The organism is Pannonibacter sp., from assembly GCF_051860505.1.
In the GTDB taxonomy this organism is placed as follows: Bacteria; Pseudomonadota; Alphaproteobacteria; order Rhizobiales; family Stappiaceae; genus Pannonibacter.
The window spans coordinates 1-22,740 of the sequence record NZ_JBHYDX010000039.1 but is presented as its reverse complement, the minus strand read 5'-3'; the positions used below and the strand labels follow the sequence as shown (position 1 = coordinate 22,740).

The 22,740-nt window shown below is 64.2% G+C and carries 15 protein-coding genes; 6 read left to right on the top strand and 9 right to left on the bottom strand.

The window, feature by feature from the left end; translation table 11 throughout:
* Positions 1-269 precede the first annotated feature (269 nt).
* The 5 genes from ACTIFE_RS19950 (at position 270) to ACTIFE_RS19930 (ending at position 6,338) form a co-directional block, all read left to right on the top strand.
* Positions 270-785, top strand: coding sequence for a TRAP transporter small permease subunit (locus ACTIFE_RS19950; protein WP_439530896.1), 516 nt, complete (start codon positions 270-272; stop codon positions 783-785).
* The gene (locus ACTIFE_RS19945; protein WP_439530895.1) at positions 785-2,329 is read left to right on the top strand and encodes a TRAP transporter large permease; all 1,545 of its coding nucleotides are present in this window, start codon (positions 785-787) and stop codon (positions 2,327-2,329) included. The genes ACTIFE_RS19950 and ACTIFE_RS19945 overlap by 1 nt, the downstream gene beginning before the upstream one ends.
* Before the next feature lie 8 nt (positions 2,330-2,337).
* Positions 2,338-2,940, top strand: coding sequence for a HutD/Ves family protein (locus ACTIFE_RS19940; protein ID WP_439530894.1), 603 nt, complete (start codon positions 2,338-2,340; stop codon positions 2,938-2,940).
* A 297-nt stretch (positions 2,941-3,237) separates the two neighbouring features.
* On the top strand, positions 3,238-4,941 hold the full coding sequence (locus ACTIFE_RS19935; RefSeq protein WP_439530893.1) for a type I secretion system permease/ATPase: 1,704 nt from the start codon (positions 3,238-3,240) through the stop codon (positions 4,939-4,941).
* 89 nt (positions 4,942-5,030) lie between these two features.
* A complete protein-coding gene (locus tag ACTIFE_RS19930) occupies positions 5,031-6,338 on the top strand; it encodes an HlyD family type I secretion periplasmic adaptor subunit (RefSeq protein WP_439530892.1) in 1,308 nt (435 codons plus the stop codon).
* Positions 6,339-6,623: 285 nt separating this feature from the next.
* Here the strand turns inward: ACTIFE_RS19930 and ACTIFE_RS19925 are convergent, their stop codons facing one another.
* The 7 genes from ACTIFE_RS19925 to ACTIFE_RS19895 all read right to left on the bottom strand — a co-directional run bounded on the left by ACTIFE_RS19925 (position 6,624) and on the right by ACTIFE_RS19895 (position 18,325).
* Positions 6,624-7,937 (bottom strand): glycosyltransferase family 4 protein, encoded by a 1,314-nt coding sequence (locus tag ACTIFE_RS19925; protein ID WP_439530891.1) that lies wholly within the window; start codon positions 7,935-7,937, stop codon positions 6,624-6,626.
* 1 nt (position 7,938) lies between these two features.
* On the bottom strand, positions 7,939-9,033 hold the full coding sequence (locus ACTIFE_RS19920) for a GDP-mannose 4,6-dehydratase (protein ID WP_439530890.1): 1,095 nt from the start codon (positions 9,031-9,033) through the stop codon (positions 7,939-7,941).
* A gap of 31 nt (positions 9,034-9,064) precedes the next feature.
* Complete coding sequence (locus ACTIFE_RS19915) at positions 9,065-9,595, bottom strand: hypothetical protein (protein ID WP_439530889.1); 531 nt, start codon at positions 9,593-9,595, stop codon at positions 9,065-9,067.
* A gap of 66 nt (positions 9,596-9,661) precedes the next feature.
* The gene (locus ACTIFE_RS19910) at positions 9,662-10,462 is read right to left on the bottom strand and encodes a SapC family protein (protein WP_439530888.1); all 801 of its coding nucleotides are present in this window, start codon (positions 10,460-10,462) and stop codon (positions 9,662-9,664) included.
* A gap of 151 nt (positions 10,463-10,613) precedes the next feature.
* Complete coding sequence (locus ACTIFE_RS19905; RefSeq protein ID WP_439530887.1) at positions 10,614-13,121, bottom strand: DUF4214 domain-containing protein; 2,508 nt, start codon at positions 13,119-13,121, stop codon at positions 10,614-10,616.
* Between the two features lie 81 nt (positions 13,122-13,202).
* Positions 13,203-14,753, bottom strand: coding sequence for a methyltransferase regulatory domain-containing protein (locus ACTIFE_RS19900; RefSeq protein ID WP_439530886.1), 1,551 nt, complete (start codon positions 14,751-14,753; stop codon positions 13,203-13,205).
* An 881-nt stretch (positions 14,754-15,634) separates the two neighbouring features.
* Complete coding sequence (locus ACTIFE_RS19895; protein WP_439530885.1) at positions 15,635-18,325, bottom strand: DUF4214 domain-containing protein; 2,691 nt, start codon at positions 18,323-18,325, stop codon at positions 15,635-15,637.
* A gap of 990 nt (positions 18,326-19,315) precedes the next feature.
* Here ACTIFE_RS19895 and ACTIFE_RS19890 point away from each other — a divergent pair.
* Positions 19,316-20,251, top strand: a complete 936-nt coding sequence (locus tag ACTIFE_RS19890) for an NAD(P)H-dependent flavin oxidoreductase (protein WP_439530884.1) — start codon at positions 19,316-19,318, stop codon at positions 20,249-20,251.
* 215 nt (positions 20,252-20,466) lie between these two features.
* On the opposite strand, the gene ACTIFE_RS19885 is transcribed toward ACTIFE_RS19890, so the two are convergent.
* Positions 20,467-21,897 (bottom strand): mannose-1-phosphate guanylyltransferase/mannose-6-phosphate isomerase, encoded by a 1,431-nt coding sequence (locus ACTIFE_RS19885; protein ID WP_439530883.1) that lies wholly within the window; start codon positions 21,895-21,897, stop codon positions 20,467-20,469.
* 75 nt (positions 21,898-21,972) lie between these two features.
* The coding region (locus ACTIFE_RS19880) for a UDP-glucose dehydrogenase family protein (protein ID WP_439530882.1) at positions 21,973-22,740 on the bottom strand (768 nt) is incomplete at its 5' end.

Sequence of the window (22,740 nt, the reverse complement as noted above, 5' to 3'; positions counted from 1 at the left end):
TTTTTTGCCCCCCCCCCCCCCCCCCCCCCCCCCCCCCCCGTCGGGGGAGGGGAGCGGAGAGGCCTCGACAGGGTTTGATTCAAGGCCCAGTCCCTGACATCGATTAGGTGCCAGACTTCATATGCGATAGCCCTGCCCTCAAGGGGGGAGAGGGGGTGCTGCGGCCAAGGGGGGCAGAGCTTTGCTCCACCTTGCGCCCGGCCTGATACGGCGCGGGGATGACAGGAACGGGCGTCCGCACAAAAGAAGCCGCAACAGGGGGCGGGGGAATGGAACAACTTGCGATTGCGCTGGACCGGGTGAACCGGGGGGTGGGTGCGGTGACGATCTGGTTTGCGCTGGCGATGGTGCTGCTGCAGTTCGTCATCGTGCTGCTGCGCTATGTCTTCGGCTATTCGTCGATCTTCCTCAACGAAGGCGTCCTCTACCTCCATGCCAGCGTGTTCATGCTGGGGGCCGGCTACACGCTGCTGGTCAATGGCCATGTCCGCGTCGACATTTACTACGCCAAGGCCTCGGCGCGCCGCCAGGCGATGATCGACCTGTTCGGTCATGTGGTGCTGTTGGGTGGCTCGCTGGTGATGCTGCTCCTATATTCCTGGCCCTCGGTGGCCCGCTCCTGGGCCATTCTGGAAGGGCCGATTTCGGTCGGCGGCATTCCCGCTTCGTTCCTCCTCAAGAGCCTGATCCCGGCCTTCTGTGTCTTGCTGTTGCTGCAGGGCCTGTCGGCGTTTCTGCGTGATTGTCTGCGCCTTTCGGGCCGCGTTTCAGAAGGCGCCAAGTGATGCCGCTTGATCTCCTGATGTTTGCCGCGCTGATCGGGTTCATCCTGCTCGGCTATCCGGTTGCCTTCACCATTTCCGGTGTCGCAACGCTGTTTGCCCTCATCGGCTATTTCAGCGGCGACTTCTCGCTTGGCCTCATGGGCGCGCTGGGGCAGCGGTTCTTTGCCGTTCTGACCAATCCGGTGCTGACCGCCATTCCGCTGTTCGTGCTGATGGGCGTGATCCTGGAGAAAAGCCGGATCGCGGAAGACCTTCTTGAGACCATGGGCCGTCTGTTCGGCACCATGCGCGGCGGGCTCGGCGTGTCGGTCGTGCTGGTGGGGGCGCTGCTTGCCGCCTCGACCGGCATCGTCGGGGCGACGGTGGTGGCGATGGGCATGATCGCGCTGCCGGCGATGCTGCGCAACGGCTACAATCCGCGCCTGTCGTCCGGCCTCATCTGTGCCTCCGGCACGCTCGGCCAGATCATCCCGCCGTCGACGTTGCTGATCATCCTGGCGGACGTGATGTCCTCGGCCTTCCAGCAGGCGCAGTACAAGCAGGGCAAGTTCTCGATCGAGACGATTTCGGTCGGGCAGATGTTTGCTGCAGCCCTGGTGCCGGGGCTGATGCTGGTCGGGCTGTATATCCTTTATGTTCTGGTTCGGGCCTGGCTGGTGCCAAATGATGCGCCGGCGATGAAGTCGCTGGACCGGCGGCCGACAGCCGGCGAAGTCGCAGGCGCCATCCTGCCGGCCGTGGTGCTAATCGTTGCCGTCCTCGGAGCCGTGCTGTTCGGGGTTGCCTCGCCAAACGAGGCGGCGGCGGTGGGGTCAGTCGGGGCGATCCTGCTGGCCGGGTACAAGCAGGGGGCACCCAAACGCCTGGTGCTGGCCGGGACGGTGTCGCTGTTCGTGCTGGTGGTGGTTGCAGGCCTTTATCCGGTGCGGCTGCAGCGCTCCGATGCCGGTGTCCTGGAATACACACTGGCTGTGTTTTATGCCGGGCTTGCGCTGACGGGCCTTGCCGCCGTGCTGGTGTCGCTGCGCCAGTCGCTCAAGGTGAAGACGCTGATCCCGGCGCTGACCCAGACCATGGTGGTCACCTCCATGATCTTTGCCACCATCCTGATGGCCTCGTTCTTCTCGCTGGTCTTCGTCGGCCTTGGCGGTGAGCACCGGGTGGCGGAAATCCTGGCGGCGATGCCGGGCGGGGCGACCGGGGCGCTGATCTTTGCCATGGCCTTCATCTTCATCCTCGGCTTCTTCCTCGATTTCGTCGAGATTGCCGTCATCCTGCTGCCGCTGCTGATCCCGCCGCTGATCCTGATGGGGCATGATCCGCTGTGGTTGGCGGTGCTGATTGCCATCAACCTGCAGAGCTCGTTCCTGACCCCGCCCTTCGGTTTCTCGCTGTTCTACCTGCGCGGGGCAGCGCCGAAAGAAGTGACCACAGGCATGATCTATCAGGGGGTGGTGCCTTTCATCCTCTTGCAGATCCTCGCCATGGCGCTGATCTGGGCAATGCCGGCGATTGGTACGGCGTTGCCGAAGATCATGTTCTGAGGCGGAGCATGACCAGCGGCGACGCACCAGGCATAAGGGTTATCCGTTGGGGCGAGGCCAAGGCCATGCCCTGGAAGAATGGCGGCGGTGTCACCCATGAAATTACCGTCTTTCCCGCTGGGGCGACGTTCGAGAGTTTCGACTGGCGTCTCTCGATGGCTGAGGTGGCCGCGGACGGCCCCTTCTCGGCCTTCGACGGGATCGACCGGACCCTGGCGCTGATGCAGGGGGCGGGGATCGAACTGGACTTCGGTGACGGCAGGCAAATAAGGGTCGACGGACCGGGGGTACCGTGCCGGTTTGACGGCGGGGAACCATGCACGGGATATCTGGTCAACGGTCCGGTCCTTGACCTCAATGTCATGACCCGGCGGGGGAGATTGGTCCATGATCTGGTGCCTGTGTCTGTCGCAGACACGGCGCTGACCTTGTCCGCTGTGACTGCGGTGATCTGTCACACGGGCACCATCGTCGTCGAGACGGCAGCAGGAGAGGTGTTGCTTGGCGCCAAGGATGTGTTGCTTCAAGACCTCGCTGCCGAAGTCCGGTGCAGCAGAACCTGTGAAAGCGAAGCGATGGCCTATGTGCTGCAGTTTCGCAGTGTGACCTGAGTTCAAAAGGACACAGGCGCTGGAAATCAACCCCGGAAGTTCCGGATTACCTGTGCTTGCCGTTTTGCGCTTCAGGCCTTGCAGGTGTATAGGGAAGTTTGGGATTGTGGTGATCCGTCGGTTTATTGCCGGGCGGACATAAAACTGTCTCAACTTGCCGCTATCTGCCCCGGACTGAAAACGGTTCCGGGTTTTTCATTCCGCCGAGATGCGCGGATGTCCTGCAGGCGGCCGGTCTGGGACATGCCCGGCAGCACAAGTCTGTCCCGGCATGCATGAGAGGAAGAACAGGGTATAATGAAGAAGCGGACGCCCCTCGGGATCGCATTGGCGAAGTTCCGGACCATTCTCGGGACCACCTTCGTATTCAGTTTCTTCATCAATCTCCTGATGTTCATCGGGCCGCTCTACATGTTGCAGGTCTATGACCGCGTGCTGCAGAGCCGGAACGAGACGACACTGGTCATGCTGACGCTGATCGCCTGCGCCATGCTGGTGGTCTATGGCATCCTTGAATATGTGCGCTCGCGCATGCTGGTGCGCGCCGGGATGCAATTTGACGAGCTTCTGGCGAGCCCGCTGTTCAACCGGGTGCTGAAAGGCACGTTGGCCAATCCCGGGCAGAACACCCAGTATGCCCTCGGCGATATCGACAAGCTGCGCGAGTTCCTGACCGGCAACGGCCTTCTGGCGCTGCTCGATGCGCCGTGGGTGCCGATTTTCCTTGTTGTCTGCTTCGTCTTCGATCCGCTGCTCGGCTATGTCGCCACCGGTGGCGCCGTCATGATCTTCGTGCTGGCCCTTGCCAACGAAATCCTGACCCACAACGCCCTGCGGGACGCGGGCATTGCCTCGCAGACGGCCAGCCATTTTGCCAGCAGCTCGCTGCAGAACGCTGAAGTCATCCGTGCCCTCGGCATGGAAGGCGCGCTGCGCGACCGCTGGAATGATCGCCACCGCGATATGCTGGTGCTGCAGGCCAAGGCCAGCGACCGCGCCGGCGTGATCATGACGGCTTCCAAGTTCGTCCGTATGGTGCTGCAGGTGTTCATCCTTGGCGCGGGTGCCTATCTGGTGCTTGAAGGCCAGGTGTCGCCCGGCATCATGATCGCGGCCTCGATCATGATGGGCCGTGCGCTGCAGCCGGTTGAAATGGCGGTTGGCCACTGGAAACAGGTTGTCGGCGCCCGCACGGCCTATGCGCGCCTGACGCGCCTGTTCGACCAGTATCCGGAAGAGAATGACAAGACCGACCTGCCTGCTCCGACCGGTGCGATCTCCGTCGAGGGTCTCGTTTCGGTCATTCCGGGCAGCCGCAACCAGGTGCTGACCGGCATCACCTTTGCCCTGGAGCCAGGGGAAGTTCTGGCCGTGATCGGACCATCGGGTGCGGGCAAGTCGAGCCTCGTTCGCCATCTTGTCGGCGTGTGGCAGCCGCTTGCCGGCGCCGTGCGCATCGACGGTGCCGAATTGCAGCACTGGGATCCGGAAAAGCTCGCCGACTATATCGGCTACCTGCCGCAGGACGTCGAGCTGTTCTCCGGGTCGATTGCCGAGAACATCGCCCGGTTCAATCCGGACATGGACGAGGAAGTGGTCGAGGCCGCCAAGCTGGCTGGCGTTCATGACATGATCCTTGGCCTGAAGGATGGCTATGATACGCAGATCGGCGAAGGTGGACGGCATCTGTCCGGCGGCCAGCGCCAGCGCATCGGCCTTGCACGGGCCCTGTTCCGGCGGCCGAAGTTCGTCGTGCTCGATGAGCCGAACTCCAACCTCGACACCGATGGTGAAGAGGCGCTGATGCAGGCCATCCGCGCGCTGAAGGAGAGCCTGTCGACTGTGATCTTCGTCAGCCACAAGGCCAATCTGCTGGCCCTGTCGGAAAAGGTCCTGGTGTTGAACAACGGCAAGGTCCAGGCCTTCGGCCCGACCGCGCAGCTGATGGCGCCGACAGCGAAGCCGAAAATGGTTGATCCGCGCGCCCAGGGCGCAGCCTGATACCCGCGCAGGCGAGGCATGAGTCCCGCCTGCAATGCTCCCCGTCCACGGTGCCGTGCTTGCGCCGGAGCGGAAGGAATGGAAACTCCATGGCAGACGACAAGAACGACAAGAAATTCAGCACCCGGCCGTTTGTGATTGCCGGCTATGTCACCATCCTGATGACGTTCGGTGTTTTCGGCGGCTGGGCAATGACCGCGCCGCTGGACAGCGCCATTATCGCCCACGGCGTTCTCTCGGTGGAAAGCTCGCGCAAGGTCGTGCAGCACCTGGAAGGTGGCATCGTCCGCGAGGTCCTGGTCAAGGATGGCGACCGGGTCAAGAAGGATCAGGTCCTCGTCCGGCTCAGCCCCGTACAGGCGCAGGCCAATGTTTCGATGATCCGGACCCGGCTGGAAATTGCAAGGGCCGAGGAAGCGCGGCTTCAGGCCGAGCGCACCAATTCCGAGGATGTTGCGTTCCCCGAGGACTTGCTTGCCTCCGATGATCCGCGCGTGAAATTCGCGCTGCAAGGCCAGCGCAATCTGTTCATGGACCGTGTGTCGGTGCGTGATAGCCAGATCAACATCCTGAAGTCGAAGATGGAACAGCTGCGGCAGCAGGCGAGCGGTCTTGAGCTGCAGCGCGACTCCGCAAAGCGGGAAGTGAAGCTGATTGAGGATGAAGTTTCGCGGCTGAAGGACGGTGAGGGCAAGGGCGTGGTTTCCGCCAACCGGCTGTCGGCATTCCAGCGCGAAGCCGCCCAGTTGGAAGGGTCCTATGGCCGCCTGATCACGGAAATTGCCCGCGTGAACGAAGGCGTTGGTGAAACGGAACTGGAAGTTGTTCGCATTCGCCAGAGTTTTTCCGAGCGCGCGGCAACCGAACTGAAAGAAGCACGGCAGCAGATCACCGATCTGGAAGAGCGCAACGTCGTTGCCGCCGATATCCTGGAGCGGACCGAGATCCGATCGGAAGTCGACGGTGTCGTGCAGAACCTTGCCGTAAACACGATCGGCGGTGTGATTCGTCCGGGTGATCCGCTGATGGAACTGGTGCCAATTGATGACCGCATTGTCATCAATGCACAGGTCCGGCCCTTGGATATCGATTCCATCCATCCCGGCCTGCAGGCCGAAGTGCGGATTTCGGCATTCGCCAACCGCTATCTGCCGACCCTGTTCGGAGAGGTCGAGTATATCTCGCCTGATATCATCGAACGTCGCGGCACCAACGCCGAGCCGTATTACCTTGCGCGGATCACCGTCCCGGAATCGACTATTCCGGAGGAGATGCTGACAAAGCTGGCTCCGGGCATGCCGGCCGAAGTGATCCTGCCGACTGGCGAACGGACGATGGCGGAGTATCTCATCTCGCCGTTGCGGGACGCGGTGCGCAACAGCATGCGCGAGGAATAACCGGCTTCGGCCCTGGACATGAAAAAGCCCGGACCCAAAAGGTCCGGGGGAGCTTGATGACAAACCTCGACCTCACCGAAGTCATCCCGGCCAAGCGAAGCGCCGAGCCGGGACCTGAGAGCCGCGGTCGCTATTTTTCAATGAGTTACCCTAGGAGAGACCTTGGCTCTCCGGTCCCGGGTCTCCGCTTCGCTGCGCCCAGGATGACGATAGAGGGTTTGTCAGCAGTCTGAGCCCGGACCCAAAAGGTCCGGGCTTTTTTGGTTCGACCGGGCCTTGGCGGCGCTACAGAACCTTGGCGTAAAGGCTGGCGAGGCGATCGCGGTAGGCGTCGGCCGAGAACTTCTGAGCCTGGGCGAGACCGCGGACCCGCAATTCGGCGCGCAGGTCATCATCGGCATCGAGCTTGCGCAGGCCGTCGCGGATGCTTTCGACGCTGATCGGATCGACCGTGACTGCCGCATCGCCGGCGACTTCGCTGAGCGAGGAGGTGTTCGATGTCAGCACCGGGGTGCCAAGCGCCATAGCTTCCAGCACCGGCAGGCCGAAGCCCTCGTAGAGTGAGGGGAATGTAACCGCGCGGGCGCCCTTGATCAGGCTGACCAGGAACTCGTAAGGCAGATAGCCGACATGCATGATGCCGGAGTTGTCGGCGCGGCGCGGGTTTTCGGCAATCATCTGCAACTCGACCTTGTTAAGCCAGCCGCCAGACGAGACAATGACAAGCGGACGGCGCACGCGCGACGACAGATAAGCCTCGATCAGGCGGCGGACATTTTTCTTGGGCTCGATTGCCCCAAAGAACAGGTAGTAGCCGTCCGGATCCAGGTTGAAAATGCCGGTGACTTCATCCTCCACATTGGCGCGCGGCTTGTCGATGGCACTCCTTGGCAGGTCAATGGCCTGGTAGGTGTTGGTGACCCGGTTCTCCGGCACGCCGAGAACGTTGATGATGTCCTGGCGCGAATGCTCCGATACGGTGACGATATGGTCAGCTGTGCGGGCGATCTCCTTCAGCATGGCGTAGGAGTTCTTGCGGTTCTCCTGCGTCGCATAAGGCATGATCAGCGGCACCAGATCATGCAGCGTGTAGAGATTGGCAGCGCCCTTGACCCGCACTGGCAACTGGAACGTGAAGTGAGCCGCATCCGGCTTGTGATCGAAGGCAATCGGATAAAGCCTGCGATGGGCCGAGAAGAAGCGGCCGGCGATCGAGTAGAGATTGCGCGCGATATAGCGGTGGTCCGTGTCCATCATCCGGGCGCGGATCGGTTCCTCGAACAGGAAGCTGGCATCGGGCAGCTTGATTGCCTTGGCCGACTTCCAGGGGTTTGACCAGGCTTCGACCATGTTGCGGACGTGGTCGAGCTTCGTCAGGCGCTTTTCCTTGTCCTCGAACAGGATTGCCTTGGCGAGTTCAAGGTTCTTCGGGATGTCACCCTGGTAGTCATAGATCAGTTCGCTCTGGTAACCGATCTGGGTGGCCGTGCGGATCAGGGCGCGGGCATAGGTGGCAACGCCGGTGCCCTTCGGCAGGACGATGTTGTAGGTGTCGAAAAGGATCCGGCCCTTGCTGCCGGTCTCCGTGGCCATGTCCATGTCAGTGTCCTGTGCTGGAGCCGGTCTGGCTTCCTGTCTGGCGGCGCTGGTCGGCAAGAATATCGGTGACCAGCTGGTCAAGCGAAACGGCGGGACGCCAGCCGGTTTCCGCCATCAGGCGACCGGGGTCGACGTCAACGCGGGGAATGTCGGAGGGGCGCAGGCGCGCAGGATCGATCCGGATCTCGATCTGGGTTCTTGCCTGTGCCAGCATCCGGTCCAGCAGTGTGCGGATCGGCAGGGGCGCGCCGCTGGCGATGTTGTAGGTGCGGTGGGCAAGACCGGGGGCCGCCATCAACAGCGCCAGCTCGGCCTCGATCACATCCTCCACATGCAGGAAATCCCGCTCCGCATCGAGATTGCCGACATGAAGGACAGGCTCGGCCAGGCCCGCCTCGATCTGCGCGATCTGGCGGGCAAAGGACGGCAGCACGAACTGCGCCGCCTGACCCGGTCCGCTGTGATTGGTCATGCGCGTGATGATAAGGCGGGTGCTGGCCGGCAGGGTGTCGAGCAGCAGGTCCTCGGCCGCCCGCTTGGACCGGGCATAGGGGTTCTGCGGCGCGGTGGCCGCTGTCTCGTCGAGGCGGCCGGAGCGGAAGGCGAGGCCATAGACCTCGACCGTGCTGGCAAACAGAAGGGTGGCGGCGGGCACATGGCGGGTGACAGCCTCGGCGAGCTGGCGCGTGCCGAAGAGATTGACGTCCCAGGTTCGCGCCGCGCCGCCGGTCAATGACGCGCTGACGGAAGACTGGGCGGCCAGGTGCAGGATGATATCCGGCCTGGCGGAGCCGACAATCGCGTCGATGGCCCCTGGCCCGACCAGATCGCAGGCTTCCGGGCGGAAACAGGCGGGCAACGCGGCCGGGGCATCGGCGCCAGAGGGGCCGAACAGCGCGACATGACCCGCATCGGGATCCACCACTTCAGCCAGCCGCGCCAGCAGCGGGCGTGCAGCAAAGCCGCCAGCGCCGGTCACCAGCACCCGTCCGGGCAGTCTTGCCGTGCTGCGCATGATCGATTGGATTTCCCGTTGCTGGTGGTGCACCCGTTCGCCGGGCCTTGCCGTTATAGTCAGGCTGACCGGCGATGTCATGGGGTAGTCTTCAGGCGTGGTGGCCAGGTTCTCAGTGCAGGTTGAGGCGCGGGGCGGCCTGCGCCGGGCGACGGGCCTCGCGCATCCAGTCGGGCCAGATATCCGCTGGCCAGCCGGCGGTGTCACTCGCAGCCATGACGATGGCGAGCCACTGGCGCAGTTCCGCGGCGAGGAACGGGATTTCGGCGGCGCGTGTCGTTTCTGTCGTCTCGGCGGCGCCATCGTCAGCCTTGAACACCAGCCGCATCGCATCATCTGCGGTGACGATGTCGATGCTGCGGGCAAGAAAGGCGTTGCCGTCAAGGGCGGCCGTGACGGGCGGTTGCGCCGCATGGCCGGCGACGGCGGCCTCCTGGGCCATGGTCTGGCGCACATCGGCGAGCGGCTGGTTGGCGGTCTGGCGCTCCAGCCAGGCGGTCAGACGCGGCGTCAGCACGCGGAGCATGCGGGCGGTGAGCCAGATGACGATCTTGCGGCCGGTCTCGTCCTCGCCGCGCAGGCATAGACGATCTTCCTCGATGCTGTACTCGGTCGTAAGGCGGATGAGAGAAAGCGGAGCCATGGGCGTCAGGTGTGTCCAGATCCGGCGGTTGAAGGGGGAACAGGCAGTCTGGCGATGAGCCTGTCCTCAAATGCCGAAGCGGCTCCAATCGATGCTGTCGCTGTCGCTGGTGTCCATCTCGATCTTCGGCAGTGCGGCCGCCAGGCGCTCGTCGGCCTCGCGGTGGGCATCGGCAAGCTGGCCGAGATTGGCGAGATGCTGCATCGACAGCATCTGCGTATAGGCGATCACCAATGCGCCGGCCTGGCGCAGCTCCTCGAAATCGGCCGCTGGCAACGCGTTGAGCGCGGCCTCGTCAATGCGGTAAAGCCCGCTGACCGACTGGCGCCCCTTCTCCTTCGTTTCCACCACGGCTTCCCACAGGGCAATCACGCCCTTGGCCTGGAGCGCGGCAACGGCGCGGCGGGTGCGCTGCTGGCTGCGGTCCGTCTCCATCAGGAATTCCAGGATGCGCGCCACTTCCGGATGTGGTCCGTTGTCCTCGCCGAAGAAGGGCAGGGCGGCGGGGTTGCTGTCCGCATCGACGAGTTGGCCGCTGTCTTCGTCGAAGCACAGCACCTGGCGGGCATCCTCCAGGGTGGCAAGACGGAACGGGTATGCGCGGATGGCGGCGGGCGTGTAGGGCACGATCCAGCGGCCATCGCGGGTCAGGAACAGGTTGCGGCCCGGCTCCAGGCCGGTGAGGGCGTAAAGGCCGAAGGCGTCCCCTTCGGGCAGCAGCGCAATCGGGTAGTGCAGCACAGCCTTGGGCAACTCCGCCCCGACGAGGGGCTGGACCGAATCAGCTGCGGCGAAGTCGAAACCCTGGCGGCGGACCCAGGCCTTGGCGCCGTGGCGATCGCGGGAAATGACATGAAACGTGGGCATGGCGGAGGATCCTGACGCGAAAACTGCCGCCACTTTAGTCATTGCAGGCCCAAGGTCCACCCGAAATTGCATTGGAATTCAAACGGCCGGGGCCCTGCGGCGGCGGCGGCGTCGTGAGCCGTGGGGCCGGTGCTGCGTCCCTATCCGAGCGTCAGGATGTTCCGCTGATGATTGCCGTGCTGAGGTCATAGGTGCCGACCAGCTTGACGACGACATCGGTGCCGTTGGCAAACGTGGTGTTGGCGCTGCGGTCCTGGACGAGATAGGTGTCGCCGCCGAACTGGAACCAGGTCACACGGTTGGCTGCCCCATTGGTGGCCGCATCGAGCAGGGCCGCATAGCTGGGCGCGCCGCCTGCCGTGATCGCCGCCGACTGGAAGGACGCCGTTCCGGATATGAACTGGATCTTGTCCCCTGCGTTCATGCCGGTGATCGAGGCGAAGATCGTGCCGTTCGTGTTTGTGCCCGTCAGGATGACCGTATCGTTGCCCGTGCCGACGTCGATGGTGTCGGCACCGAGACCGGGGGTGATTGTGTCGTTGCCAGCGCCCCCTGACAGCGTGTCGGCATGTGCCGAGCCGGTCAGCGTGTCATTTCTGTTGCCGCCCTCGATCGTCACGGCTTTTGTGGCCGCCGACGCATTGAGTGTATCATTGCCGGCGCCGCCCGTGATCGTGGCTGCGTTCGCCAGGGCTCCGGTCGTCCAAGTGACGGTGCCAAGGGTCACGCCGGAGCCATCGAACGAGGTCAGCGCCGTGCCGGTGAAGGTGAGAGCCAGACCGGCATCGCCGCTCACCGTGACCTTGCTCGCGGCCGCCGCCGACAGGGTGGCGGTGTGCTGGAGGCCGGTCGGCGTGGCGGCTGTGTCGTCGGTCAGGAAGTTGATCGTCTCGACATTCGCCACATTCACCGTGTTGGCATTGCGGGCAGTAGTGTTGGCAATGCCGATGCTGAGGACATCGGCGGATCCAGTGGCAGCGTCGACGATGTTGATATTTGTCGGGGCGTCGTTCGCGCCCCGGAACTCGACCGTTCCCCCCGATGTCAGGCCGTTTACCGTGAAGGCATTCGAGAGGACTGACGTTGAAGCGACGACCTTGGTGATCGTGTTCGCCCCGCCGCTGTTCAGGTTCGCAATGTTGACGGTGATTCCTGTGCCAAAGCTAGCATTGAGGAGCAGAACCTCGAAATTCTTGGCTTGGCCAGCGAAAGCCGTCGTCGCGGACACGCTCTGTGCGGTCTGTGCGCGCAGGACGAGTGTGTCCGTGCCCTCGCCAGCATCGACCGAGCCGCCAACGCCAATTCCGGCACCCGAGGCTTCAAACGTGTCATCCCCCTTGCCGAGCGTGAGGGTGCGGGTCGTCACGCTGGCAATGATCGACTCGTTGGCGTCGCTGCCAGTGAAGCCTACGCCTGACGCCAGCGTTGCCGCAATCGTGACGCCTGCGGTGTTGGTCGTGGTGATGGTCGCGTTGCTCGCGAGCGAAAGGCCAGACAGGCTGACTGAATGATCGCCGCTGATCGTCAGCGAGGTGGCTTTGGCCGTGGTCAGCGTGAAGCCCTTGGAACTGTTTCCGGTCGTCGCGAGTGTCACCGCCGTCGCGTTGCTGTCGGTGATCGCACCGCCGGTCAGGTTGTTGAGCGTCAGATCAAGCGTCCGGGAGCCAACCGCCGCGGTGATGGTGACACTCCGGTTCGAGTTTGCCAGGGACAGGCTCGTCAGCGCGTCGGACTGGATGGTCGAGTTCGAAGTATAGCCATCCAGACTGACGGAGCTCAGCTTGTCATTCCCGGCCGTGGCGCGTTCGATGATCGAGACCGTCGTGCCGCCCGAGACGGTGAGGGCGGTGACATTGCCGCCGGTGTCGACGGCGATCCCTGCCATAGTGCCAGTCTGGGTGATCTTGGCCGTCTGCAGACCGGACCAGTTGCGCATGTCGGCCGTCACCGCGTTTTTGCCCGATTGCAGCTCGACGGTCTCGACGTCCTTGACCACCGCCGCTGTCGCCAGGGTCATCGTGCCTGAGGTGTTGACCAGCTTCAGCGTGTCATTGCCCGCGCCGCCGTCGATGCTGTCGACACCGGTGAAGGTCTGGTTGACGCTGCCATCGGCGATGCCGTCGATCATGTTGTCCCGGTCATCGCCCACATAGGTGTCCGGCCCGGTCGTCAGCGTGAAAGTGAGAGGCTTCTGCACTGGCTCCGGCGTCTTCGGCGTCTCCACCGGCGCGGGCGGAAGCGGCGTGTCGGCAACAAGCTGCTTGATTTCAGTCACGCGCGGAGCCGAGGTCCTCTGGAATTCGGCCGAATTGGAGAAGCCGACCAGGATCTGCGTCATCGGCTGGTCGGTCGCCTTCCAGGCGTCGATTTCGGCCTGCGAGGGCACGCGGCCGAGCACGTTCTGGTACAGCGACTGCAGCACCGCATCGCTGACGCTGTTGTTACCGTGGCGGTTCATCCACTCGGTCGAGTTGACGAAGCCGAGCGCGACCTTGGACAGCGCCGTCGGGTCCTCGCGCAGCAGGTTGGTCCAGCCGTTGAGACCGACCGGATCCGGCGCGCGGCCGAAGGCGGCCTGGTAGATGCGGATGATCTGGTCGACATAGGTCGCGGCTTCAGGGCTCGAAGCTATCGCATCGCGCACCTGGGGCAGTGTCATCTGCCCGGTCGCCACCATCGCAAGGCCTTGTTTCTGCGACGGGACCGGCCTCCCGTCCCGTCGCATATGTGTTCCGGCCCCTCAGATCACCTCGAGGCCGCGCAGGACGGGAAGAAGCGTTGTGGCGAAGTCTTCGGCCTGGGCGAGCAGCTCGGCGCGGTTCTCGGCCTCCGTCTCCAGGGTCTTGCCGTCCTTGACCAGTTTCTGGCCCTGGGCGGTGAGGATCTGCAGGGTGAGATCGGTCCAGTCGGCCGGCGTCTTGCGGCCGGATTTCAGGGCGGCCACGAAGAGCTGCTGGAAGCGGGTGACGGGGACCGCGCCGCCGGTGACGGGCGAGGCGAGATAGGCGATGTCGCCGGCGCCTCGGGAGCGCTGCATCAGATGGGCGTTGAGGCGGTCGGTGCGTCTCTTCACCTTGGCGACCACGCCGGGCTCCTGGGCGAGGGCCGTGGTGCTGGAGCCGGTGAGGATGACGGCGGCCTGGACTACCTGGGCTAGGTTGATCCCGGTGCCCCTGACCGCGGCCTCGATGTCGGCAAGGCTGCGCGGCCGGTGGTCGGACAGCAAGTCGAGGATCGGCGGATAGACTGTCTCGGACAGATTGGCTTCGCCGAGCCCGCCCTGGGCTGTCATCTTGACGCTGCCGCGTGGCACGACCAGCACCAGGCGCAGGGCGCGCAGGGCCTCGGTCTGGTCGAGCGGCGACAGGCGGCGCGGGCCCTTGACCCAGAGATCGCGGCGGAACTGCTGGTTGACGCAATAGTCGCGCAAGGTCTCGCGCAGCATGGGATCGGGCATCTCGGCCATCAGCGCCTGCTGTTCAGGCGTCAGGTTGATCGCCGGGATGGCGTCGAGCAGATGGCAGGAGGCGGCGAAACTCAGCTTGGCCGGGGTCAGCCAGCGCGCCATGTCGGCGACATACATCGGCTGCCAGTCGCGGTTGAAATATTCATGCGCCAGATAGGAGCGGTTCTGGGTCTTCAGCCGGTCGAAGCGCTCCTTGACGCCCGGATTGGCGCGCAAATAGGCCGGGTTGCTGGCCAGGACCTTGTCGACAAGGCCAAGCGCGCCTTCGACACGGGCGGTGCTGCCGCCGGCGGGCGAGGTCATGGCCGCGCCGATTTCCGTCATCAGGTGGCGCAGCGGCGCGCCGGAGGCCCAGCCGGGCAGGGTGTTGTAGCTGACATAGACGATGCCGCCGACCTTCAGCTTGCGGGCGATGAAGTCGGTGATCACGGCGCGGTTTTCGTCGGAAATCCAGGTCCAGATGCCATGCAGGCCGATGTAGTCGAAATCCGGCAGGTCGGCCCTGGCGCAGAACGCGGCAAAGGCTGCGTCACTGAGATCGGCGCTGACGTCGGCGGCGCGGGCGAGGCTCTGCGCGTGACCGGCCTGGGCCGGGTTGAAATCGGTGCCCGACCAGTGGGTCTCGCTGGCGGCGGCATGGACGGCAATGCTGACGCCTTGTCCGAAGCCCAGCTCGCAGGCGGTGGCAATCTCCGGTGCGGCAATGCCGGCATTGAGCAACGCCAGCCGCGCCCGGAGCGGGTTCAGTTCGGGATAATAGCCATGGGTATAATTGATGTCGGCGACATAGCCCGCCGTCCAATCCGCATTGCCAGTCAAGGACATGTGAAATTTCTCGCTGCCGTTACCGGCGGTATCCAAGCAGGGTTTGGGATGTGACGCAAGGGCGGGATGGGGGGCAATTTCCTTCTTGAGGGGCAGGGCAACCGCATCTGGGGGCAGACAGTATGCGACAGCAAAAAGAGGGGGAAGTATTTCTTTGCGCCGTCCCGGCCTTGTGCCGGGACCTGTCAGGGTCGCACGCACTCTCTTTCGGTGGCTTATGGATGCACGCGCGCTGCGTCCAGAACAGGTCCCGGCACAAGGCCGAGACGGCGCGGGGGCAAAAGGGTGGCGCGCGCGAGACCGTGGCCGCCTGACGGGCCGCGCCACAGTCTTGTGCCGTCATCCCCGCGAATGCGGGGGTCCAGTAACCCCGGTGCTTGCTGCTGTCTTTGCCGCTGTCCTTGCCGGAGCCCTTCTCGTGTCCCCTGGGCGCCCGGGCCGCGCCGAGCCGTGTGCGGCGGGATACAGGCTAATAATCCTATGGCAGGATAAATTACTGGAAATGGCTGTGCATGAGAGGAATGATCGACCGAACACGGGATAATTTACCTGAGTATCAGATTAAATTCTTAGCACCAGATTTAATTCCTCGAGCAGCCAGCGGCATGCAATCCCAGGGAGCCCCCGGAGCGGAAACGCCGGGGCGAGGGGAGAACGCGGCAGGTGCTTTTCCCGGGGGAGCGTCCTGGCCGGGCGTGTCCCGATCCCTGGCGAGCTGCTGGTGGGCCGGAAGCCCCGGCCAGGGGGAGCGAGGATGGGGAGCGAGCATTGGGGCAGGGACGGCTGGGCGCAAAAGAAAACCCCCGGCGCGTGAACGCCGGGGGTCTTGTTTCGTCTCGCTTGGGGCCCCTCCCGGAGGAGGGGCCTGTCTCCGAAGAGAATTAGCCGAGGGTCAGGACGTTGGTGACAGCGCCGTCGATGGTCGCGGTGGACAGGTCCACCAGACCGACGAGCTTGACAACCTGGTCAGCACCGTTGGTGAAGGTCGCCGCAGCCGAGACGTCCTGAACCAGGTAGGTGTTGCCGGAGTACTGGAACCAGACGACGCGGTCAGCGCCGCCAGCAGCAGCTGCTTCGAGGTAGTCAGCGAAGGCAGCGGTGTCGGCAAGAGCGATCTTCGCAGAGGTGAAGGTGTTGACACCGCCACCAGCCAGGAAGTCGATCTTGTCGCCCTTGTCCATGCCGGTCAGCGAGGCATAGGTGTTGCCGTTGGCGTTCGCGCTCAGGATGAAGGTGTTGTCGCCTGCGCCGACGTCGATGATGTCGAGGCCAGCACCAGAGTTGATGGTGTCGTTGCCGGCACCGCCGTTGATGGTGTCAGCACCAGAGCCACCGGTGATGGTGTCGTTGCCGTCACCGCCGTTCAGGGTCGAGCCGACCGTGGACGAACCGGTGATGGCGTCGTTACCAGCGCCACCTTCGATGGTCACAGCCTTGGTGGCTGCGGAAGCGTTGATGGTGTCATCGCCAGCACCGCCCTTGAGGGTGGCAGCGGTGGTCAGAGCGGCAGTAGTGAAGGACACAGCACCCTTGGTCACGCCCGAAGCGTCGAACGAGGTCAGGGCCGTACCAGCGAAGGTCAGGGCCAGACCGGCGTCACCGGTAACCGTGATGGTCGTGGCAGCAGTATCCACCAGGGTGGCGATGTGCTGGATGCCAGTTGCAACGGTCGCGCTGTCGTCGGTCAGGAAGTTGACGGTCTCGACGTCAGCTGCGTTGATCGTGTTGACGTTGATACCAGCAACGTTGGTGATGCCGATGTTCAGCACGTCGGTGGTGCCGACTGCAGCATTGGTCACGGTCGCGGTGGTCGCAGCGGTGTTGCCCGCCTTGAACTCAACCGTGTTGCCCGAAGCCAGACCAGAGATGGTCACGGCATGACCGATAGCACCGCCTGCGACAACCTTGGTGATGGCGTTGTTGCCAGCATTGTTCAGGTTGGCGAGGTTGATGGTGCCAGCACCGGCAGTGGCGCCGACCTGCAGCACTTCAAAGCCCTTGACGACACCAGCGAAGGTGGTCGCGCCGGAAGCCGTGTAAGCGTCAGCAGCTGCGAGAACAACAGTGTCGTTGCCGTCGCCAGCCGTAACCGAGCCGCCAGCGCCGAGAGCTGCAACGTTGATCGTCACGGTGTCGTCGCCGCCACCCATGGTGATCGCCTTGGTGGTTGCACCGATCGTGATCGCATCCTTGCCAGCGCCGCCGGTGAACTGAACGTCAGTTGCCAGAGCGTTGACGATGGTCGTGCCAGCGGTGTTGGTGCTGGTGATCGCGAAACCAGCAGCGCCACCGAGGGTCAGCGAGATCGCCTTGTCACCGGTGAAGTCCACCTTGGTGGCTGCGCCAACGGTCAGGGTGCCGCCGGTCGAGGCTGCGCCGGTGCCGGTGACCTTGACCGAAGTCGCGGTCGCGTCGGCGATGGTGCCGCCGGTGACGTTGTTCAGCGTCAGGTCCAGAGCGCGGGTCGCGGCAGCAGCCGTGATCGTGACGTTCTGGTTGGTGTTGGCAACGGTCAGCTTGTTCAGGGCGTCCGAAGCGATCGTGGCTGCACCGGTGTTGCCGTTCAGCGACACGGTGGTGAGCGTGTCGGTGCCAGCAGCGCCGTTGTCATCGATTGCAACGGTGGTGCCACCGGTAACGGTCACGGACTTGACGTTGCTCTTGGTGTCAACGTCGACAGCGGCCAGCGTGCCGACCTGCTCGACGGTAACGTTCTGCAGACCAGACCAAGCCTGAACGTCAGCGGTCACGGCGTTCTGGCCGGAGCGCAGGACGAGGTTCTCGACGTTCTTGACGGTGGCGCCAGTGGTCAGCGTCATCGTGCCGGCAGTGTTGGTCAGGGTGATGGTGTCATTGCCTGCGCCGCCGTCGATGCTGTCGAGAGCGCCGAAGGTGTTGGTGGCTGCGCCATCGGCAACGCCGTTGAACTTGTCAGTGCCGTTGCCGCCGACGAGCGTGTCGATGCCGGTGGTCAGGGTGTAGGTGGTGCCACCGAAGTCAACGGCGAGCGGGCTGGTGCCGTTGTACACGGACGCCAGGTTCGCAGTGGTGACGTCACCAGCAGCGCGCTTCAGAGCGGACACGGCTGCGTCAGAGTTTGCCTGGAATTCGGCCGAATTGGAGAAGCCGATCAGGATCTGGGTCATGGACTGACCGGTGTCCTTCCAGGCCTTGATTTCTTCGGCCGAGCCGGTGCGGCCCAGAACGTTCTGGTACAGACCCTGCAGGACGGCGTCGTTAACGGTGTTGTCGCCGTAACGGTTCATCCACTCGGTCGAGTTGACGAAGCCGGCAGCAACCTTGGAGAGGGCAGTTGCGTCAGCGCGCAGTTGGTCAACCCAGCCATCGATACCGGTCACGTCCGGCACGCGGCCGAAGGCAGCCTGATAGATGCGGATGATCTGGTCCACATAGACCTTGGCTTCGCCGCTGGCGGCGATGGCGTCGCGGGCCTGGGTCAGCGTCAGGGCGCTGGAGTCGACGAGTGCGGTCCACTGGGCGGATTCAGCGGCGGACGGGTCGCGCTGCAGGATGTTTACAAAGTACTGCTTGATGGTATCGGCGGTAGCCATATCTCAAGTCCTCTCTCGTGATATCACGGACCGGCAGGGAAATACGCCTGCTGGCCACGTCGAGGCCGGAGGGACATGAAACATGCGACTCCCCCCGGGCGCGGTGTCATCCTTAGACCAGCAACAGAAGCGCTGCAAGTCCGTGATTCTTCCGCTTGGGTTTGGTGTATAGTAAATTCACTACAGGTGCAAGCGGCGGATTGGCGGGGATTGGCGCCTGCAACCGCAGGCAGGTGAGGTGCCGCAGCGTCGCCCGTGCGGCGTTCAATAGGTCCGGGGCTGGCGGGGGTATTGGTTTGGTGGGGGCTGTGGCGGATTTGTCACGGGGATTGGGGTTTGGGGGAGACCCTTTCGCTTCGTCGCTTCGTCGCTTTTGTGCAGGCAGGAGCCTAGTCACCCCGGATGACCCAGTAACCCCGCATGACGATGTGTTTCTGAGGCGTTCCCTGCAGCATCAAGCGCCCCGTTTACTGGGCTCCTGCCTGCGCAGGAGCGACGAGGTGTGTGGGGGGCTGTGCTGCCGATGCCGCGCCGCTTGCTTTCCGCCGCTCTCCTTTGGCCGCTTCCCGCAGTGCTGCTCCCACAGTTTGTACCCCCAGTGCTGCTTCTCCAGTGCCGCTTCTCTAGGTCGTTCCTCTCGCGCCGTCCCGGCCTTGGGCCGGGACCTGTCAGGGTCGCGCGGTATCTGGTCCGGCAGTTTGGTTTGTCACAGATTCCCGAACAGGTCCCGGCCTAAGGCCGGGACAGCAATGAGAAAGAAGCGCGGAGAGAGGGCGCGGAGAGGGTGCGGGGAAAGAGGGCGGGGAGAGAGTAGTGGTGCGGGTGCTTTCGCTTCGTCGCTCCTGCCTTCGCAGGAGCGACGAGGGAGTGAGTGGTGGCGGCGGAGCGGGAGAGAGAGGGGTGAGAAAGCCGCACGATCTGCCCTTGACGTTAACGGAATGTCGGGGCAGGGTCCGGGGCGATGTGATCCACTCCCGGAGGAGACCCGACATGCCCATTGCCGCCGCGCTGACCAAAGGCCTCAAGTTGCCGGCGATTGCCTCGCCGATGTTTCTGGCCTCCGGGCCGGATCTGGTGGTCGAGACAGCCAGAGCTGGGCTCGTGGGCACGTTTCCGGCGCTGAACCAGCGCACGACGCAAGGTTATGGCGACTGGCTGGACGAGATTGCCGGCCGGCTGGCGGAAACTGGCGATGCCGCACCGTTCGGCGTCAATCTGATCGTGCACCGCTCCAACGCCCGCATCGAGGCTGATGTGATGATGACTGTGGCGAAGAAGGTGCCGCTGGTCATCACCTCGCTCGGCGCGGTGAAGGACGTGGTCGATGCGGTGCATTCCTATGGCGGGCTGGTGTTCCACGACGTGATCAACGCGCGCCACGCGGAAAAGGCGGCGGAAGCGGGCGTCGACGGCATCATTGCAGTTGCGGCCGGGGCCGGGGGCCATGCCGGCTCCTTCAGCCCCTTCGCGCTCGTCAGCGAGATCCGCAAGGTCTGGTCCGGCACGCTGGTGCTGGCCGGCGCCATGAACACCGGCGCCGATATTCTCGCCGCCCGCGCCATGGGGGCCGACATGGGCTACATGGGCACGCGGTTTCTGGCGACACACGAGGCGCAGATCGAGCCGGCCTACAAGGAGATGATCCTCGGTGCCAGCGCCCGCGATATTCTCTATACGCCGGCGATCAGCGGCGTGAACGCCAACTTCCTCAAGCCCTCGATCATCGCTGCCGGGCTCGACCCGGATAATCTCACGGCCCATGGCAAGATGGATCTGGAGGGCGAGGCCAAGGCGTGGAAGACCGTGTGGTCCGCCGGCCATGGCGTTGGCGGGATCTCCGAGGTTCTGCCCGCCGGCGAACTCTGCGCCCGGCTGATTGCGGAGTACAAGGAGGCCAAGGCTGCGGTGGCGGCGGATCCGTTCTGAGGCGGGTGATGTCCCTTGATCTCGTCGCTCCTGCGTAGGCAGGAGCCAAGTAACCACTGGTCCATGTCGTGTTTTCCAGCGCGGCAACAGCCAATGCGCGCCCCGTTTACTAGGCTCCTGCCTGCGCAGGAGCGACGAAGGGGAAAGCCTCTCCAAAAACACAAAGGCCGGACGTGTTGTCCGGCCTTCTGTCCAATCATTCCCGAAAGCTGCGCTTACCCCTTGGCGCCCTGGCCGCGGGAATAGATGTCCTCGTAGCGGATGATGTCGTCTTCGCCCAGATACGCCCCGGTCTGCACCTCGATCAGCACCATCGGTACCTTGCCCGGGTTTTCCATCCGGTGGATGGCGCCGAGGGGGATGTAGACCGACTGGTTTTCCGTGAGCAACTTGACCTCGTCGTTGACGGTGACGCGTGCGGTGCCCGAGACGACGATCCAGTGTTCGGAACGGTGCACGTGGCTCTGCAGCGACAGGGCAGCGCCGGGATGCACGACGATGCGCTTGACCTGGAACCGGTCGGACAGGGCCAGCGTCTCGAACCAGCCCCACGGGCGGTGATCGCGCGGGAAGGTCTCGGCCTGGCGGGCGCCCTTCTTTTTCAGCGCCTCGACGGCGAGCTTCACGTCCTGGGCGCGGGACTTGTCGGCCACCAGCACCGCGTCATTCATCGCCACGGCGATGACATCCTTGAGGCCAATGCCGACGAGCTGCAGCCCGTCGCTGTCGGAGCGCAAGAGCGTGCCGTCGCAATCAATGACCGTGGCCTCGCCGCCGAGGCTGTTGCCGCGGTCATCCGGGCCCATTTCCTTGGCCACCATGTCCCAGCCGCCCAGATCCGACCAGCCGGCACCGAAGGGCACGGCGGTGAGATTGGTCGCGCGCTCCATCACGGCATAGTCGATGGAGATGGACGGCGCGCGGGCAAAGGCGGCGGGATCCAGCCGCAGGAAGCCGAGGTCGCACTTGGCGTCCTCGACCGCGCGGGTGACGGGCTCCATGAGGTCCGGCGCCAGCGCCTTGAAGGCGTCCAGAATAGTCGAGACCTTGAACAGGAAGATGCCGGCGTTCCACAAGTAAGACCCGGCGGAGAGCATCGCCTCGGCCTTGTCGCGGGTCGGCTTCTCGACGAAGCGTTTCAGCGCCACCGGCTCGCCTTCGGCAGCTGTTGCGGACAACTCCAGCCAGCCATAGCCGGTCTCGGCATGGGTCGGGCGGATGCCGAAGGTGACGATCTGGCCGCTTTCGGCCGCCGGCACACCGGCCGCAACGGCGGCGCGGAAGGCGGCCGGGTTCGGCACAACATGGTCGGACGGGGCCACGAGCATCAGGCCATCGGGATCGGTCCTGGCGATGTGGAGTGCGGCGGCCAGCACGGCGGGCGCGGTGTTGCGCGCTTCCGGCTCGATCAGGATCGCGCCCGGATCAATGCCCACGGCGGCCAGCTGCTCGGTGACGATGAAGCGATAGTCGGAGCCGGTGATGACGACGGGGGCGGCAAAGCCCTCCGCCGACAGCCGCTTCGCCGAGCCCTGGAACAGGCTTTCCTCACCGATCAGCGGCGCAAACTGCTTGGGAAAGCTCTTGCGCGACAAAGGCCAAAGGCGGGTCCCGGAACCGCCAACCAGGAGAAGGGGAGTGATCATGAAACCTCGGAAATGCGCGATGGCCGGATTCTGTTTGAAGATGCAAAGAACGCGGAGCGTGAGGTCCCGTCAAGCTCAACCTGCAAGTCCGCGTCCCACGCTCGAATAAACAAACCCATGCCGGGTGACATCACCGGCCTTGTAGACATTGCGCAGGTCGACGAGGACCGGGGCTTTCATCACGGTCTTGAGGCGCGGGAAGTCGAGGGCGCGGAAGGCGTCCCATTCGGTGACGATGACGAGGGCGTCCGCGCCGGTGGCGCAGTCATAGGCGTCCTTGGTGTAGGTGACGGTGTCGAGCAGGTCCTTTGCCGCTTCCATGCCTTCCGGGTCATAGCCGCGCACGCTGGCGCCGCCATCCAGCAAGGCCTGGATGATCGAGATCGACGGGGCCTCGCGCATGTCGTCGGTGTTCGGCTTGAAGGTGAGGCCGAGCACGGCAATCGTCTTGCCGCGCAGGTCGCCGCCAACCGCCGCCACCACCTTGCGCGCCATGGCGCGCTTGCGCTGGTCGTTGATGGCAACCGTCGTCTCGATCAGGCGGACCGGGCTGTCATGGTCCTGCGCGGTCTTGACGAGGGCGAGCGTGTCCTTCGGGAAACACGAGCCGCCATAGCCGGGGCCGGCATGCAGGAACTTCGAGCCGATGCGGCCGTCAAGGCCGATGCCGCGCGCCACGTCCTGCACATCGGCGCCGACGCGCTCGCACAGGTCCGCCATCTCGTTGATGAAGGTGATCTTCATGGCGAGGAAGGCGTTGCCGGCATATTTGATCAGCTCCGACGTGCGCCTTGCGGTGAAGAGCAGGGGGGCCTGGTTGAGATAGAGCGGGCGGTAGACCTC

Coding starts and splice junctions, on each gene's coding strand:
- ACTIFE_RS19950 (WP_439530896.1), top strand. CDS start 270: ATGGAACAACTTGCGATTGCGCTGGACCGGGTGAACCGGGGGGTGGGT.
- ACTIFE_RS19945 (WP_439530895.1), top strand. CDS start 785: ATGCCGCTTGATCTCCTGATGTTTGCCGCGCTGATCGGGTTCATCCTG.
- ACTIFE_RS19940 (WP_439530894.1), top strand. CDS start 2,338: ATGACCAGCGGCGACGCACCAGGCATAAGGGTTATCCGTTGGGGCGAG.
- ACTIFE_RS19935 (WP_439530893.1), top strand. CDS start 3,238: ATGAAGAAGCGGACGCCCCTCGGGATCGCATTGGCGAAGTTCCGGACC.
- ACTIFE_RS19930 (WP_439530892.1), top strand. CDS start 5,031: ATGGCAGACGACAAGAACGACAAGAAATTCAGCACCCGGCCGTTTGTG.
- ACTIFE_RS19925 (WP_439530891.1), bottom strand. CDS start 7,937: ATGGACATGGCCACGGAGACCGGCAGCAAGGGCCGGATCCTTTTCGAC.
- ACTIFE_RS19920 (WP_439530890.1), bottom strand. CDS start 9,033: ATGACATCGCCGGTCAGCCTGACTATAACGGCAAGGCCCGGCGAACGG.
- ACTIFE_RS19915 (WP_439530889.1), bottom strand. CDS start 9,595: ATGGCTCCGCTTTCTCTCATCCGCCTTACGACCGAGTACAGCATCGAG.
- ACTIFE_RS19910 (WP_439530888.1), bottom strand. CDS start 10,462: ATGCCCACGTTTCATGTCATTTCCCGCGATCGCCACGGCGCCAAGGCC.
- ACTIFE_RS19905 (WP_439530887.1), bottom strand. CDS start 13,121: ATGACACTGCCCCAGGTGCGCGATGCGATAGCTTCGAGCCCTGAAGCC.
- ACTIFE_RS19900 (WP_439530886.1), bottom strand. CDS start 14,753: ATGTCCTTGACTGGCAATGCGGATTGGACGGCGGGCTATGTCGCCGAC.
- ACTIFE_RS19895 (WP_439530885.1), bottom strand. CDS start 18,325: ATGGCTACCGCCGATACCATCAAGCAGTACTTTGTAAACATCCTGCAG.
- ACTIFE_RS19890 (WP_439530884.1), top strand. CDS start 19,316: ATGCCCATTGCCGCCGCGCTGACCAAAGGCCTCAAGTTGCCGGCGATT.
- ACTIFE_RS19885 (WP_439530883.1), bottom strand. CDS start 21,897: ATGATCACTCCCCTTCTCCTGGTTGGCGGTTCCGGGACCCGCCTTTGG.